This is a genomic window from Solibacillus cecembensis, from assembly GCF_050272495.1.
GTDB classification, from domain to species: domain Bacteria; phylum Bacillota; class Bacilli; order Bacillales_A; family Planococcaceae; genus Solibacillus; species Solibacillus cecembensis.
This window is the reverse complement of record NZ_JBNNMF010000014.1, coordinates 74459-90528: the sequence shown is the minus strand read 5'-3', so window position 1 is coordinate 90528 and position 16070 is coordinate 74459. Positions and strand designations below refer to the sequence as shown.

Below are 16070 nucleotides of genomic sequence, written 5' to 3'. Positions count from 1 at the left end.
GCAGAGGTGCGTTTTTTGAGTGCTAGAAATAACGTATTTATTGCTCTGTTTTAAGTATCTTCGAGTGCGTAATAAACGCAAATCCTTCAACGCTTTCAAGTGAAAAGGAAGCACCCTGTCCTTCGATTGCATCGACAATGATTTGCATATGCTTCATATATTCATATTGTTTTTTATCAATATAGTAGGGCACACCCCCAATCTCACCGACTAATAGATTTTGACTACTCATATAATGCCCGTCTGTTTGATAGCACATTGGAACCGTACCGTCACAGCAGCCTGCAGATTGCTCGAACAGGATATTGCCATGCTTGTTTTTTAGTAATTCGATCACATCCACTGCTTTTTGAGTTGCGATTAATTTCTCCATTTGTATTCACCTCTTGGAATTAAGTTAAAAGTCCCCCGTTTTATTGAAATTAAACGGGGGATAGATTAGTAGATTGACGGCTTAGAAGAAACCTTGTGGTGATTTGTTGTAGCTTACTAACATACATTTCGTTTGTTGGTAATGTTCTAACATCATTAAATGGTTTTCACGGCCAATACCTGATTTTTTGAATCCACCGAATGCAGCATGTGCAGGATATTGGTGGTAAGTATTTGTCCACACACGGCCAGCTTGGATGCCACGAACTGCGCGGTAAGCTGTATCCATATTACGAGACCATACACCCGCTCCTAAACCGAATTCAGTATCATTAGCGATTTCCATTGCTTCTTCAAAAGTAGAGAATGTCGTTACAGATAATACTGGACCAAAGATTTCTTCTTGGAAGATACGCATTTTGTTGTCACCTTTGAAGATTGTTGGTGCGACATAGTATCCACCTTCTTGATCTTCGTCTAATTTGTTTTGGTAACCACCGATTAATAATTCAGCGCCTTCTTCTTTACCGATTTCAATATAAGAAAGAATTTTTGTTAATTGTTCGTTAGAAGCTTGTGCACCCATCATTACCTCTGAATCTAGTGGGTTACCAATTTTGATTGCTTTAACGCGTTCTAATACACGCTCCATGAATTTGTCATAGATTGATTCGTGTACTAATGCACGAGACGGACAAGTACAAATTTCGCCAGAGTTTAATGCGAACATAACTAAACCTTCAATTGCTTTATCTAGGTACTCATCATCAGCATCCATTACATCTGGGAAGAAGACGTTTGGTGATTTACCACCAAGCTCTAATGTTACAGGAATAATGTTCTCTGTAGCGTATTGCATAATTAAACGACCAACGCCAGTTGAACCAGTGAAGGCAACTTTATTAATACGTGGGTTTGTAGCAAGTGGTTTACCAACTTCTACACCGTAACCGTTTACAATATTGAATACACCTTTTGGTAATAAGTCTTGAATTAATTCAACTAATACTAAGATTGAAGCAGGTGTTTGCTCAGCTGGTTTCATTACGATTGTATTGCCCGCAGCTAATGCAGGAGCGATTTTCCAAACAGCCATTAATAATGGGAAGTTCCAAGGAATGATTTGACCTACAACACCGATTGGTTCATGGAAATGGTATGCTACTGTATCATTATCGATTTGAGAAATACCGCCTTCTTGCGCGCGAATCGCACCAGCAAAGTAACGGAAGTGATCAATTGCAAGTGGAATATCAGCGTTTAAAGTTTCACGTACAGCTTTACCGTTGTCCCAAGTTTCTGCAACAGCGATCATTTCTAAGTTTTGTTCAATGCGGTCTGCAATTCTATTTAAAATGTTCGCGCGGTAAGCAACTGAAGTCATACCCCAAGCATCTTTTGCTGCATGTGCTGCATCAAGCGCTAATTCAATATCAGCTTCTTTAGAACGTGCCACTTTTGTATATACTTTCCCAGTTATAGGGGATTTTACGTCAAAATATTCGCCGCCCACTGGTGCTACCCATTCTCCACCAATAAAGTTTTCGTATTGCTCTTTGAAGTTTACTACTGCACCAGCAGTGTTAGGATTTGAATAAATCATTATATAAAACTCCTATCATCAATCTCGTATTTAAAGTTGAATAAACTTTATACTTAAATTATGCATAAGGAGATTAGATTTAACAAATGAAAAGGCTTACAAAGAAATATTGTGAAATCACTTTGGGAGGGAAAGTTGTATATTATTTTGAATAAAACTAAAAATGGTTGTATTGATACAGTCGGTTTTATATAGATAATTGAATGATGGGGCACCTATATATCGATATATTATTATAATTATTTTGATATACAACAAAAGTGAGTGATAGATATAAGGTGAATTTAAACTAATTTATATGAATAAAAATTCTATCCTTATTTCTGTGTGATGTAAGGTTAAATTGGATTTCAATAAAATAATGTCTAGTAAAAACTCTTAATCAATTTTCAAAAGGGCTTTAACTTTATTTGACGTTAAGCTTTAAAGAAGGTTCGCCGATAAAATGATTGGTGAATACAAAAGGAGAGATGTAGAAGTGAGAAAAATTCAAGTAATGTTTTCCATGATGATGCTATTAATGACTGTTTTAACTGTTTCGAAAGTAGAGGCAAAGGAAATTGAGGTAACTCCAACGATGACGGATATTTTGTTGAATTATGAGCATTATACTGCGGGTGTATATAACATTGAAGGCAATAATTATTTCCAGCTCCGCGATGTAGCACAAATTTTATCAGAAGGGTCGAGTAAGTTTGATATTGGATGGGATCAAAAAAACAAAATGATTCAAATTATCCCAAAGAAACAATATTCGTTTGACTATGCTACGTATGATTACGCGAAAGATGATTCCTATAACATTACATACAATGAAACAAAGCTATTGAAAGACGATAAAATCTTCTCAATGAAAGCATACATAATTGACAATGCTACTTATTTTCAGTTACGAGAATTATCAGCAATTCTTGGTATTGAAGTAGGCTATGATGCCAAGGAAAATAAAGTAACAGTGAAAACGGAGCCGATCGCAGGTGTTCATTACATTGGTAAAGTGAATTTTGACGGAACTAATTTAAAATCGGGTGAGCATCCTCGATGGGCAGAACCTGTTACTAGTTTTATCTATGAAAATAGTAATAATACGATTACAACAGTTGATGTAAATGATGAAATTACGATTACAACATATGATCCAAACTACAAAGTGCAAGCAACAAAAGAATTAAAATTAGAGCTCCCAATTTTCGGAACATTTTATAGCGGGGAACAGTTTAACTACATTTCGTATGGTCAAGAAAATAAGGAAGAGTCAAATAAAGAAGTCATCCGAGTTGTTAAGTATGACAAAAACTTTAACCGAATTGCGGCTGCATCGATTACGGGAGATGCAATCACTACAACTATACCATTTAATTCGGCAACAGGACGTATGGCAGAGCAGGGAGATGTTTTGGCTTATCATACATCACGTACGCGTTATACAGGTGATGATGGACTGAACCACCAATCGCAATTAACATTTGAAATTAATACGCAGACGATGCAAGTAATGAATGAGCTAAAGCCGTTTCCATGGAATCATGTAAGCCACTCATTTGACCAATATGTGCTGTTTGATAGAAATTCACCTGTATATTTAGATCATGGGGATGCGTATCCGCGCTCATTAGTATTAAATCGAGGTAATTCTAAAGATAATTCAAAATCTATTTTTGAAATTTCAGGTGCTACAGGTGCCAATGTAACAGGCGTTTCAATTGGTGGATTTGAACAATCAAACGACCATCTTTTAGTAGCCTTTAACTCAATCAATCAAAATAATAATTATGGGTATACATCGTTTGACTTAGTAGGTGGCGATGTGAATAAGCGAAATATTTACGTGTATGCAGTGGAAAAAGGCTTTACTAAGGAACAAGGAGATATAATAAAAACGGAAATTGCAAATTATGAAAAATCCAATTTGTACACAACGACTCCAACGCTTGTTAAAGTCAATAATGATAAATTCGTAGTGCTATGGCAAGAATATACGGAAAATTCAAACGCTGAGGATTTTAAATTTGTTTATTTAAATGGCAAGGGCGAGATGACATCAGCTGTGCAAACATTGCCTGACTTCGAATTATCAAAAGTCCAGCCAATCGTTATAAACAACAAACTTATTTGGTTTACTACGAAAGGTAATAAAAAAACAGTTTATGAAATGAAAATGGATTAATAAGATCGTGTAAACAAAGAAATATCAAGGAACTAAATGTCCTTGATACTTCTTTTTGAAATGTTATAGATAGCTAGCCAAACATTAATCGCATCTCTTTTATGCTACTTGCTTCTGTTTTTGATCCAAACGATAACTAAAGAAAGTTAGCAGAGCTGCACCGACTGCCACGATTCCACCGACCCATGTAACATTCATTAAATCCCCCTGATGGTAGACAATGCCGCCTAATGCAGAACCAAAAGCGATCCCTACATTACTTGCTACTGGCATAAGTGAAGCAGCGAGCCCTGTTGCTTTTGGCTGATAAATTTCAGCAAGGTCGATTAAATAAAGCTGTGTAGATGTTGTTAAAAGGATGGCCATTAACGACATGAATCCAATATTTATGAGACCTAATGTAAAATGATTTGTCGTCCAAAATAAACTTGTCAAAACAACAGCCTGTACAAGAAATACAAATCGAAGGCGGCCGATTGCATTGTGGCTGGCGATTTTACCAGCAAGTATATTACTGAAAATCGAAATAAATCCGTATGCAAATAATACTAAACTAACCGATTGACTTGGTACTTCCATTCCATGCAAAATAGGAACTAGGTACGTAAAGACTGTATAAGTTGCACCAAATCCGAGTGCAGGAATGAAAAAGGCCATTAAAATTCTTGGATTGACCAATAAAGAAACTTGATCCCGGATAGAACTGCGCAATTGGCTGAGTCCATTAGGCAAGACAAAAAAGGATGTTAAAAATGCTAAGCCTCCAAGGAAAGTTGTTAGCATGAACGTGGCATTCCAGCCGTACGATTCAGCAATAACAATACCGAGTGGGACACCAACGACATTCGCAAGTGTAAATCCACCGAAAACGAATGATATCGCAAGTCCGCGTTTGTTACTTGGCATCGTTTCACTTGCAACGATCATCGCTAAAGATATTAATACGCCCGTTACAACCGCTGTCATAATTCGAAGTGCAAGGAGCATAACGTAATTCGTTGAAATGACACACAATGCATTGAAAACGATGAAAAAAACGATCAATAACAACATCCATTTCCGCTTTGGAAAATGACTTGTTGCTGACATTACGAGCGGTGTGGCGATGGCAAACGTAATGGCAAATGCAGAAACAAGCGTGCCTGCCATTGCATTTGTTATTTGAAGGCTTGAGGAAATCTCGGTTAAGATTCCGACAATCATAAATTCACTTGTCCCGAGAACAAATGTTAATAAAGTAAGTGTGAAGATGAGCAACCAATGTCGCTTCGTTAATGGTGTGGAGTGCATAAGTACCTCTTTTCTTAGATGAATATAAATGTGTTATATAGTATAAAACAACCTACATATCATACCATATCAAGTTTGTTGATTAACTGAGTTTTACCAAAATGCTAATAAAAAAAAGAGATTCCATGTAAAATGTAAGGTACCACACCAACATTTACAGGAGGAATCTCTAGGCTTGTGAATCCCATGATTTTTACACTACTTTAAAACTTTATTTCTCAGGAAGAAAATGACGAGATTTTAGTTGAGCTTCAGTATTGCTCGAGTGGATGAATTGGCAATTGGATAACAAATACAGTTTTAAAAGGAACACTCGAGAAGGTGACTGTTCCACCATGGAAGGAAATAATTTCTTTGACAATAGAAAGTCCAATGCCAAGACCTACTCCTTTTCTGCTGCTATCAACACGGTAGAATCGTTCAAAAACATGTTCTTGATTCTCTATTGGAATGCCAAGTCCTTTATCGATAACTGTCATGAATAGGGAACCATTCTTTTTCGAAAGTCCGAGTTCAAGATATTGGCCATCCGAACCGTAACGTATCGCGTTGTCCAATAAATTTCGCAATGCCCTTTCGATTAGAGAGGCATCGATCCAAGCATGAATATCTTCATCGGGGATATTTACTTGAACAGTGAAGTATTGTCCTTCTAAAAACATCAAGTAGTCTACAGCAATTTTTCTCATCATCTCAGATACATTATGCTTTGTAATAGATAATTCGAAATTTCCCTCGTCTTGTCTTGTAATATCTAATAATTGATCTAAAAGCGTATTCATATAACGAGAGCGTTGTAGTAAAATCTTAGCACTCGCTTGCAATTCCTTCTCGTCTTTATACAATCCAGTTCGAATCGTTTCTGCATAGCCTAGAATCATTGTTAAAGGAGTGCGTAGGTCATGGGAAAGATTAGATAGTAGTAGCTTACGTCTGTTGCTAAATTGCTTGATTTGTTCGGCTTGATTTTGAATACGGAGTGCCATGGCATTATAATGTGTAGTTAGCTGTCCGATTTCATCTTTTTTCATGTCATCTAGTAAAGTGATGTCACTATGAAGGTTAAGGTGTTCTATAGCATGATTGAGCTTGTTAATGCGTTTTTTCATGGAATAGAAAAACCATAGAGATAGTATATAAGGAACTAAGAAGGCTACAATTAACGGTAACATAAAAGCTAACAAGATTTTAAAGGAGCGCATGAAAAAATAAAATTGTCCTTGTTTCAAAGCATCGCTGGACAAACCTATTAGTAGATAAAAGTGTTGATCATTTTGGCTAACGGAAAAAGTTAGTGTTACTGGCCCATCAGCACCCCAAAGACTTTCTGGCATAAGAAGCATACGATCGGCAAGTTGTTTAAAATCATACTTTTTCTTTTCTCCGAGGGTATCATAAATTGTTGATCCGTCAGCTGCAACCCATTCAAAATGAATTTTAGGGTGGTTTTTATAAGCACCATCCAGTATGGGCTTTATATCTGCTGCATGAAAAGCTTGCTGCGTTGTTATCGTAGTAAGAATTTCTTGCGAGAGGTTGTTTAAGCTATTTAAATTATATCCCCTATCACTTATTTTCCCTATTAAAAGACTAAGTGAAACGAACAGAAGAATACTGGCAATTGCACTAACGAGCATAAGCAGCCATAGCTTTGTTTGATTTTTCATTGTCCATCTCCTGAGAATCTATAACCGATTCCACGTATGCTTTGTATGTAATGAGGGGAGTCCTTTGTGGGTTCAAGAATGCTTCGTAGTTTGCTTATAAAAACACTTAAATTGTTAGCATCAAAGTTTTCATGATTCCATACGTGCTTGTATATTTCTCTTTTAGTTAAAACACGGTCTGGATTTTGCATGAAAAATTCCAAAAGTCTGCATTCTACTGGCGTTACATGAAATAACATCCCATCATTTCGCAATATATAATTGTCGATATCTAACTCAAATTTATTTAAACGTATAACCTTTACAGGGTAAGTAGAATGGGGGCGATTTCTTCTTAATTGTGCTTGTACACGAGCAACTAATTCTATGGGGCTAAAAGGCTTTGTTACGTAATCATCTGCACCTAATCCAAGTGTCAAAATTTTGTCTTCAACGTCTTGTCTGGCACTAAGGACAATTACTAATGGCCCAGCATTGACATCTCGTAAATAATGTAGCACCTCAAATCCATTGCCATCTTCCATCATGAGATCCAGTATCAATAATTCAATATTATTTTCCTGTAAACATTGAACTGCTTGTCGCCCTGAATTGGCCTCTATGACCTTTAATTGTGCTTGTTCTAAATGTATCCGAATTAACTGTCGAATTTCTGGCTCGTTATCTACGATTAAAATTTGATTGATGATGAATTTCTCCCCCTCCTTAAATGATATGTAACTGATTTTTATTCACGATAAAATCATAACAATAATAAATTAGAAAATACATATTTTTTTAACTATTAAGAATTCGTTAAGAAAACTCGTTTTATTCCTTGTTATAATTAAAGATGTTATTTATTACTAATTATTATTAGGAAGGTAGGTTATGTTAGGTTATGAGTAGGAAATTTTATAAGTGGATGATGGTACTCACTATAGGTTTGACACCAGCAGCGTTTATAGGTACTAACGTTATCGAGGCGAAGACATCAGCCGACTTTAGAGACCTCAAAGATTTAGATGAAGCAACGAAGGCGAAGATTGATGCAATGATTTCAGCTGGTATCTTTGACGGTGTTTCAGAAGGTACTTTTGGACTAGTAGAAGAAATGAATCGGGCTCAATTTGCTAAGGTTGCAGCGCGTATTTATAACTTGCCTATTAACTGGGATCTTAAAACATCCTCATTCTCGGACGTAAAAGTGGACGATGCTGCAAATGGTTATGCACTACCTTTTATTGAAGCGCTTAAAATTGCAGGGATTACTGATGGTTTTGGTGATGGAACCTATAACCCAGAAGGAAATGTGACTAAAGAGCAATTGGCCACATTTCTAGTTCGAGGATTAGGTAAGGATAGGGAAGCTAGTTTGACAACGCCTGTTAGCGATAGTACTGTATCCAATTGGGCAAGCGGGTATGTTTCTTCAGCGCTTCAATTAGGGTTATTAAGTAACTCTCCAGATGGTACGTTCGGCGGAAAGGATTTAGCAAGTCGCGAGTTACTTGTTACTGGAAGTTTCGAAACTGCCAGAACAATTGAAGAAACCAAACCTCTCGAAGTGTCTGGAGCCGACTTCGTAGTGGGGAACAAACTACATTTGACTCTAACAGCGGGTGTCAACGCAGACTCAGTCGATTTATCTAAGATTATGATTAATGGAGTCCCACTAGATCCAAAGCTCAACAGCTATGAGTTGTCAGAGGACAGAAAATCAATCATTATCAAATTGCATGAAGGATTCCAGCTTGATTTGTCTAAGACACCAGTTATAACTGTGAATGGTCTAATTACGCTTTTTGGTAACGTGGTGAAGAACGAAGAAAGCAAGACGATTCCGGTTAAGTTGACAGTACCACCGATTAACTCAATAACACCGGTTATTCCAACGCCTGTACCAACACTAGATGAATCGAGCAATCCAGACTTAGAGACAGATTCATCAAATGAACCAGCGACTCCAGACCAAGAAACGGGTTCATCAAATGAATCACCGAATCCAGATGGAGGAACAGGATCACCAAATGAGCCAAACAATCCAAACGAGGGAACTGGATCACCAAATGAGCCAAACAATCCAAACCAGGGAACAGAATCACCAAATGAGCCAAACAATCCAAACGAGGGAACGGGATCACCAAATGAGCCAAACAATCCAAACCAAGGTACAGGATCACCAAATGAGCCAAACAATCCAAACGAGGGAACGGGATCACCAAATGAACCGAACAATCCAAACCAAGGAACAGGTTCGCCAAATGAGCAACCAAATCCAAATCAATAAATAATTTTTAAAAGAGGGAACGAGTAAATTTATGTAAAAAAGGGGCACCTAGTAACTAGGTGCCCCTTTTTTACACTTATTATAGTAGCAAATTGACTACAATGCATTAAAATGCTATATTGAGTTTATTCTTAATTAAAGGTGTGGTGGGTTTGTTAGAAGTAGGTATGAACTAATCAAATTTTAGTTTAATAAGGTTTTTTTTAACTGGATTTACTCCGGTTTATTAAGTATGCCTTGTTTCACAGTGTTGATGAAACGTTGTGAATACCTACCTGAAGACTGACTCCTTTTCCATATATTCGTTTAACATCATGGGTGTTAAGATGAAGAGCATGGCGGGTTTTGTCCTGTTATGCTTTTTTTAATCCAACTTATTTTTGTTAACGATAAAATGGCTTTGTGATGACCACAAAGCATATGCCCGCGGGAGCTTTCTACCCATTTTTCGGTTCAACCGTAAAAATGGAAAGGTAGGATAGTTTTTTGCGGGCATTTTTTTCTATATGAGGAGGACTAAAAATGAATTTAATGACAAATGATAAATTACAATATAACGAACTAAAAGAAATAGTGAAATCCCATTGTGTTAGTGGTTTAGGGAAAGAATTGATTGATAAGCTACAACCTAGCAGTATTTTAAAAGTTGTTCAAAATAGACTAAATGAGACGACAGAAGCAAGAAAATTACTCGATGCAGAGAGCCATCTTCCGCTTAAAGGGATTTCGAACATCAATCATCTGATGGAAAAGCTTGAAAAGGGAATCATTCTTAGCCCAACGGAGTTAATCACAATCTCGGACTTTTTGAGAGGCTGTAGAATAATCAAGAAGTTTATGATGGGCAAAGAGTTTTTTGCGCCTGTTTTACATTCTTTCGCCTTTTCGATGACGGATTTCCAAAGTATTGAAGAGGAAATTAATTATGCCATTAGAGGAAATCGAGTGGATTCAGAGGCGAGTAAAGAACTGAAGCGAATTCGCAATCATATTGCAAAGGCAGAAGAAAAAATAGAAGAACGTTTAAATAAATTTTTAAAAAGCAGTGCGAATAAAGAGTATATCCAAGAGTTCTTTATTAGTAAGAAAGATGACCGATTCACCGTGCCGATTAAAGCATCGTATAAAAATCAAGTGGCAGGTACAATCGTTGAAATCTCATCTAAAGGGTCCACAGTATTTATTGAACCAGCTGCGGTTTCCAAGTTAAATGCTGAATTAGCAATCCTTAAAGCCGAAGAAGCAATAGAGGAATATCAAATTTTAGCAACGCTTACAGGAAGTATACTAGAGCATATTAGACAAATATCGATCAATATTGAAGTAATTGCGCAGTATGACATGATTTTTGCGAAAGCGAAGTTTAGTAAAAGTATAGATGGAATGGCGCCCAAGCTAAATAATCATGGATTTATCAGATTGAACAGTTGTAAGCATCCTCTTTTGTCAGGGAATATTATCCCTTTAGATTTTGAAATAGGCAGTGACTATCGCAGTTTAATTATTACAGGACCGAATGCTGGTGGGAAAACAGTCGTATTGAAAACGATAGGAATTGTAACGCTTGCAGTCATGTCCGGATTTCATATTGCAGCAAATGAGGGGACAGAAATTGCAGTTTTCGATCATATATTTGTGGATATTGGTGACAATCAAAGTATTGAAAATTCACTAAGTACGTTTTCATCTCATATGAAAAACATTTCAGAAGTTATGAATGCATCTACGAATAATACATTGCTCCTTTTTGATGAAATCGGTAGTGGTACAGAACCAAACGAAGGGGCGGCGCTAGCCATTGCGATACTCGAAGAATTTTATCAAATGGGCTGTATAACAGTTGCGACGACTCACTATGGGGAAATCAAGCGCTATTCGGAAATTCATAGTGACTTCATGAACGCAGCGATGCTATTCGATAGTGAAGTGTTAGCACCTATGTATAAACTATTAATCGGGAAGTCAGGGGACAGTAATGCACTGTGGATTTCTAAAAAAATGAACTTACGCGAAAAGGTATTACAAAAAGCTAAGTTTTATATCGACAATAAAGAGTACAACTTAGAGCGTGTGAAAGAAAGTAAAGTGAAGAAGCCAGTTCAAGTGACGATTCAAGAAGAAGTAACATATGATTTCGAAATGGGAGACAGAGTAAAGTTGGCGGAACATGACGATTTTGGAATTGTGTATGAGAAAATGGACAATCACAATAATGTATCTGTGTTTTATAAAAATGAAGTGATAAAGGTAAATGTAAAAAGGTTAGAACTTCAAGGAAAAGCGTCGGATTTATATCCAGAAGGTTATGATTTAAACACGCTTTTCGTCAGCTTTACGGAGCGAAAATTCCAACATGATATGGAGAGAGGTTCCAAAAAGGCGCTGAAGAAAGTTGCCAAAGATATTAAGAAAGGCTTGATTGAATAAAGCTGTAATATTTGGTCATGTGGGATCGATATACCTTATAAGGGCCTTGAAGTATTATTTGGTATGCAGTTTCAGGGGGCTACAAAGGTATTCGCTGTTAACTAGAAGCAAATAGTAAAGCTTACTCAAAGAAATAGCTAAAGAAATAAGGCACATCTTATTCGAAATTGAATAAGATGTGCCTTATTTTTACCTGAGAATGCATTGTGATTTTTAAAAGGTGCGTGTTTCATTTAGTACCCGTATTAGAAACCGGTGAGATTTTTAGTGAGTGTATAGGCGGAGTGGCATTTAGTTAACTCAGCACTTAACGCCCATAGTTGCTCCATAACTTCATTATTATCAGCATATGTGGGATAAACACTGGAACCGAGCACTCGTTTTACTTGTTCGAAAAGACTGGGATATTCATTTGGTGTTACTTGCATAATTTCCAATTTATCGTTAATAAGCTTACCACTTACATGGTGAAATGTATTAGAGGTGCATATTTCAAAATAGTTATTTGCCATATACGAAGTTGGTGGAAAGAATATGTTTTGTCCCCACGCGATTGGTCGCCACCAAGGTTTAACTTTTTTTAATGTTCGCTTTGACATTTTTGCCCCATTGATTTGCAATGCATTTACTTTAATTCCATTATCTTTATACATCTCAGCCATTTTAAATGTGAGTATAACGAATGCCATTTTCGATTGGCAATACATTTTATACACGCTATGGGGCCTACTACCCTTGAATTCACCTTGTAGGTTATCAAAAATTATTTTTGTTTTCGGGTCAAAGAAATGTTTAATGATATTACTACTTGCATGAAGAATTCTAGGGTCATCAGATTTTTTTATGTGATCCAATAATAATGTTGTCATCAAAAAAGGACCAAATACATTCGTAGCAAAAGTCAGTTCAATATTATCTGGGCTAAGTTGATATTTTTCACCATGATTTATATAAGCAGCGTTATGGATTAAAATGTCCACTTTATCATATTTACTTTTGTATTCGGAGCAAAATGTATGGATAGAATTTAACGAAGACATATCTACTTGGATTAAATCGATATTCTTATTTTGGGATAGTTCAACTATTTCTTTTTGAACGGTTCTACTAAACTCCAAATCCCTACAAGCCATTATAACGTTGTATCCCTCTGTGGCAAATTTAAGTGTTGCGGCTTTACCTATTCCAGAATTGGCACCTGTAATAATAACATTTCTTTTTTTCATAAAACGTTACCCCCTAAATGTTAAGTATGCCAACTAGCCTTACTTTCTTAAACGAGCAGCAGTGATCGCATCCTCTACTGCGCTGTCAAAAATCTCGGTTAACATTTCATCATCAAAATCCACTAGGAGTAGTGTATTCGCTACCATAACAGAAAGACCATTTTGAAAAAAACATCTTTAATTCTTCATCAGTAAAAAGATATTGCATTTGAACCTTCTTCATTTGTTCTATAACAATGTTCGTACTTCCTGCTCATATTTCGTATGGGTTTATTTTCATTATCAGATCTATATAAAGCACATTATATTCATTCGCAAATCAAAAAGGAATACGCGCTAGCTTGAAAAAATAGGTGCGTGTTCCTTCTGATAATGGGATTAACTTATTTTTTTAATTTTAATTCGTCCACTGCAGTGTATCCAGCTTGAATAGCACCTTCCATAAAATTAGGGAATTTAAGGGCTACTTCACTACTAGCGAAAACAACATTTTCATGTGGTGTTCTTAATATTTCAGGTGCATCGATGAGTCCACAAAATTTCACTTTCGCACTATATCCGCCGCCACAATAAGGATGGTTTACCCAAACACTTTCTTGAACGTCCATATAGTTATTTGCGATTTCCCCGAAATATTGCTTCAGTAATGCAGTAGCTTTTTGTAGGCGGATTGTTGCATCTACTTTATCAAATTCTTGTGCAATCTGTGCTCCGATAAACATCGTTAAACGTGCATCCTCTTGTTTTTTTGATGAATCCACTACCGAAACTCCGGGTACACTTGTATAAATAATTCCATGAAGTAGCTGTTTATCCTGCCAAAATTTTCGAGGATAAAGCCATGTTATTTTGATTATCGCTCCGTCCAAATAGCTTCGGAGAGCGGGCATAAAGTGCGTAACCAACGAGTCACTAAATTGAATTTGACTTGCGATTGTTGGAGGTACCGCTATAATTACCGCATTCGCATGAAACACTTGCTTCTTTGTATGAACCTCATAGCCATCATTCATCTTGCGAATAGCTGTAACGGGATGATTAGTAAAAAGCTCTTCTTGAAAAAGGGAAGCGAGATATTGCGTTAGCATTTTAAATGGTTTTGCCCCTTGAAGGAGTAAATCATTTTGCTCTGATATATAACGTTTATTACTTGCAATGGATGCGATTGCACTTACTTGTGAAGGTTGGATATTTAAAATTTCACAAAAATAACTTTCTACAATATGACGCTCCTGCTCATTCGTTATAACCTTTTCATATAAGGTTTGTAGCGGAACATCCTCTGCTAACGGAACATCTCCGGTAGTGTGAAGTTTTTGAAATATCGGGCTAACGTCCAGTTTCCGATAATCGTCCACTTCTATTGATTCGCTGTCTAGTGCCGTTTCTACAACGGTAATGTGTGCATCGCTTAATAACTGATTAAAAGCATGCATATCATCATTAAAAAATTGGGGACCTAATTCAAAATAATGTCCATTGTCATGTGTGACGGAATCAATCTTTCCCCCAACGCGTTCAGTCGCTTCTAATAATACAAATGGAATGTTTTGTTCTTTCAATTTTTTAGCAGCACTTAAGCCAGCTAAACCAGCACCGATAATAATGACTTGTTTTTGCATCTTATAAACCTCCGTATAGATAAATCTTACTTTTTTCCATTTTCATTTAATTTTTCTGTAAAGGTGAAACCAAATGTTTGTTACAGTTGAATTGCTATTTTATTTTGCTCAAATACACTTAAATATATAGGCTGGTTTGGGTGGATTTTCAGTACACAAAAAAATCAATTAATTCTCATGTTCAAAGCTTATAATTTCAACTACTTATGTAAACCGTTAAATCATCCTTCAACCTTTGCATAATATACGGTAACAACTTTAGATTTTGGAGCTGATTTTATTGATTTATACGGTGAGAGCTGGAGATACATTGTCGCAAATAGCGAGAGATTTTCGAACTCCTTTAGCGGCAATCATTCAAGCCAATCAAGGGATCAATCCCGACGTACTCTATATTGGTCAGCAAATAATCATACCTGGTTTTCCGGATACGACGCCTTTTCAAATTGAAATTTCTGTCAATAATCGATGGTTACGTTTATTTAAAAATGGGGTGCTGCAAAAGCAATATCATATTGCCGTTGGAAAAATGCTAACTGAAACGCCATTAGGCAATTATATCATTGTCAACAAGCAGCCAAATCCTGGTGGTCCATTCGGTACGATGTGGATGAGTTTATCGAAAGAACACTACGGTATTCACGGAACAAATAATCCTAGCTCCATCGGTCACGCAGTATCTCACGGCTGTATTCGTATGCATAATGAAGATGTGGAAGAATTAGCTCGCACGGTTCCTATAGGGACACAAGTTATCATCCATCCTTAAAAGTTATTGTAAAATAAAGTGTTGACAAAATGATAACAGGTCCGTATAGTGATGGATATTAGATAAAACATATAAAATACTATTTTAGCAAACGCAATGAATAGGAGTAGTAAAAGTACATTATTTGGTTAAGAGAGCTGCGGGTCGGTGCAACGCAGTCCAATAATACTTTGAACTTACCTAGGAGTGGTAAAGTAAATAGAATGGCTTGCCGATTTTATTTGCTTTAACGATTAACCTTCGTTATCAGGTTTTTAAGTAGGGTTCGTAAAGGACCAATTAGAGTGGTACCGCGGTTTGCTAAAGGCATATCGTCTCTTTTTTCATTAGATAATGATGGAAGAGACGATATGCCTTTTTTGATTTTCAGCAGAAGAAGACAACTAAAATATGATATATAAACACAATGAGTAGGAGTAGTAAAAGTCCATTATTTGGTTAAGAGAGCTGCGGGTTGGTGCAACGCAGCCCAATAATACTTTGAACTTACCTAGGAGTGGTAAAGGAAATAGAATGGCTTACCAATTTTATTTACTTTAACGATTAACCTTCGTTACAAGGTTTTAAGTAGGGTTCATAAAGGACCAATTAGAGTGGTACCGCGGTTTGCTAAAGGCATATCGTCTCTTTTTTCATTAGATAATGATGGAAGAGACGA

Annotated in this window: 11 protein-coding genes and 2 other annotated features; of the genes, 4 read left to right on the top strand and 7 right to left on the bottom strand. The window is 36.5% G+C overall.

From position 1 onward, the window contains the following. Positions 1-37: 37 nt before the first annotated feature. A complete protein-coding gene (locus ACQKIH_RS13605) occupies positions 38-373 on the bottom strand; it encodes a DUF779 domain-containing protein (protein WP_057982641.1) in 336 nt (111 codons plus the stop codon). Positions 374-454: 81 nt separating this feature from the next. Continuing rightward, positions 455-1975, bottom strand: a complete 1521-nt coding sequence (gene exaC, locus ACQKIH_RS13600; protein ID WP_057982643.1) for an acetaldehyde dehydrogenase ExaC — start codon at positions 1973-1975, stop codon at positions 455-457. A gap of 478 nt (positions 1976-2453) precedes the next feature. Here exaC and ACQKIH_RS13595 point away from each other — a divergent pair, with 478 nt between their 5' ends. Continuing rightward, positions 2454-4142, top strand: coding sequence for a stalk domain-containing protein (locus ACQKIH_RS13595; RefSeq protein WP_427766838.1), 1689 nt, complete (start codon positions 2454-2456; stop codon positions 4140-4142). 99 nt (positions 4143-4241) lie between these two features. On the opposite strand, the gene ACQKIH_RS13590 is transcribed toward ACQKIH_RS13595, so the two are convergent. The 3 genes from ACQKIH_RS13590 to ACQKIH_RS13580 form a co-directional block, all read right to left on the bottom strand. Further along, positions 4242-5432 (bottom strand): MFS transporter, encoded by a 1191-nt coding sequence (locus ACQKIH_RS13590; RefSeq protein WP_427766835.1) that lies wholly within the window; start codon positions 5430-5432, stop codon positions 4242-4244. Between the two features lie 251 nt (positions 5433-5683). Further along, a complete protein-coding gene (locus tag ACQKIH_RS13585; RefSeq protein ID WP_427766833.1) occupies positions 5684-7099 on the bottom strand; it encodes a HAMP domain-containing sensor histidine kinase in 1416 nt (471 codons plus the stop codon). Next, complete coding sequence (locus ACQKIH_RS13580) at positions 7096-7770, bottom strand: response regulator transcription factor (protein WP_427766917.1); 675 nt, start codon at positions 7768-7770, stop codon at positions 7096-7098. Before ACQKIH_RS13580 ends, ACQKIH_RS13585 begins: the two co-directional genes overlap by 4 nt. A 209-nt stretch (positions 7771-7979) precedes the next feature. Here ACQKIH_RS13580 and ACQKIH_RS13575 point away from each other — a divergent pair, with 209 nt between their 5' ends. Both ACQKIH_RS13575 and ACQKIH_RS13570 read left to right on the top strand, forming a co-directional pair. After that, positions 7980-9368, top strand: coding sequence for an S-layer homology domain-containing protein (locus ACQKIH_RS13575; protein ID WP_427766830.1), 1389 nt, complete (start codon positions 7980-7982; stop codon positions 9366-9368). A gap of 522 nt (positions 9369-9890) precedes the next feature. After that, positions 9891-11795 (top strand): endonuclease MutS2, encoded by a 1905-nt coding sequence (locus ACQKIH_RS13570; RefSeq protein ID WP_057982653.1) that lies wholly within the window; start codon positions 9891-9893, stop codon positions 11793-11795. Positions 11796-12040: 245 nt separating this feature from the next. Here the strand turns inward: ACQKIH_RS13570 and ACQKIH_RS13565 are convergent, their stop codons facing one another. Together ACQKIH_RS13565 and ACQKIH_RS13560 are read right to left on the bottom strand one after the other, a co-directional pair. Further along, the gene (locus ACQKIH_RS13565; RefSeq protein ID WP_427766827.1) at positions 12041-13021 is read right to left on the bottom strand and encodes an SDR family NAD(P)-dependent oxidoreductase; all 981 of its coding nucleotides are present in this window, start codon (positions 13019-13021) and stop codon (positions 12041-12043) included. A gap of 383 nt (positions 13022-13404) precedes the next feature. Beyond that, positions 13405-14643: a flavin monoamine oxidase family protein gene (locus tag ACQKIH_RS13560; RefSeq protein WP_427766824.1), complete on the bottom strand. Its 1239-nt coding sequence runs from the start codon at positions 14641-14643 to the stop codon at positions 13405-13407. A 280-nt stretch (positions 14644-14923) separates the two neighbouring features. Between ACQKIH_RS13560 and ACQKIH_RS13555 the strand changes: the two genes are divergently transcribed. Further along, positions 14924-15412, top strand: a complete 489-nt coding sequence (locus ACQKIH_RS13555) for a L,D-transpeptidase family protein (RefSeq protein WP_427766915.1) — start codon at positions 14924-14926, stop codon at positions 15410-15412. 87 nt (positions 15413-15499) lie between these two features. Next, positions 15500-15734, top strand: a binding site (T-box leader). A gap of 75 nt (positions 15735-15809) precedes the next feature. Then, positions 15810-16043 (top strand) — a binding site (T-box leader). Positions 16044-16070: the final 27 nt, after the last annotated feature.

Coding starts and splice junctions, on each gene's coding strand:
- ACQKIH_RS13575 (WP_427766830.1), top strand. CDS start 7,980: ATGAGTAGGAAATTTTATAAGTGGATGATGGTACTCACTATAGGTTTG.
- ACQKIH_RS13605 (WP_057982641.1), bottom strand. CDS start 373: ATGGAGAAATTAATCGCAACTCAAAAAGCAGTGGATGTGATCGAATTA.
- ACQKIH_RS13560 (WP_427766824.1), bottom strand. CDS start 14,643: ATGCAAAAACAAGTCATTATTATCGGTGCTGGTTTAGCTGGCTTAAGT.
- ACQKIH_RS13585 (WP_427766833.1), bottom strand. CDS start 7,099: ATGAAAAATCAAACAAAGCTATGGCTGCTTATGCTCGTTAGTGCAATT.
- ACQKIH_RS13590 (WP_427766835.1), bottom strand. CDS start 5,432: ATGCACTCCACACCATTAACGAAGCGACATTGGTTGCTCATCTTCACA.
- exaC (WP_057982643.1), bottom strand. CDS start 1,975: ATGATTTATTCAAATCCTAACACTGCTGGTGCAGTAGTAAACTTCAAA.
- ACQKIH_RS13570 (WP_057982653.1), top strand. CDS start 9,891: ATGAATTTAATGACAAATGATAAATTACAATATAACGAACTAAAAGAA.
- ACQKIH_RS13565 (WP_427766827.1), bottom strand. CDS start 13,021: ATGAAAAAAAGAAATGTTATTATTACAGGTGCCAATTCTGGAATAGGT.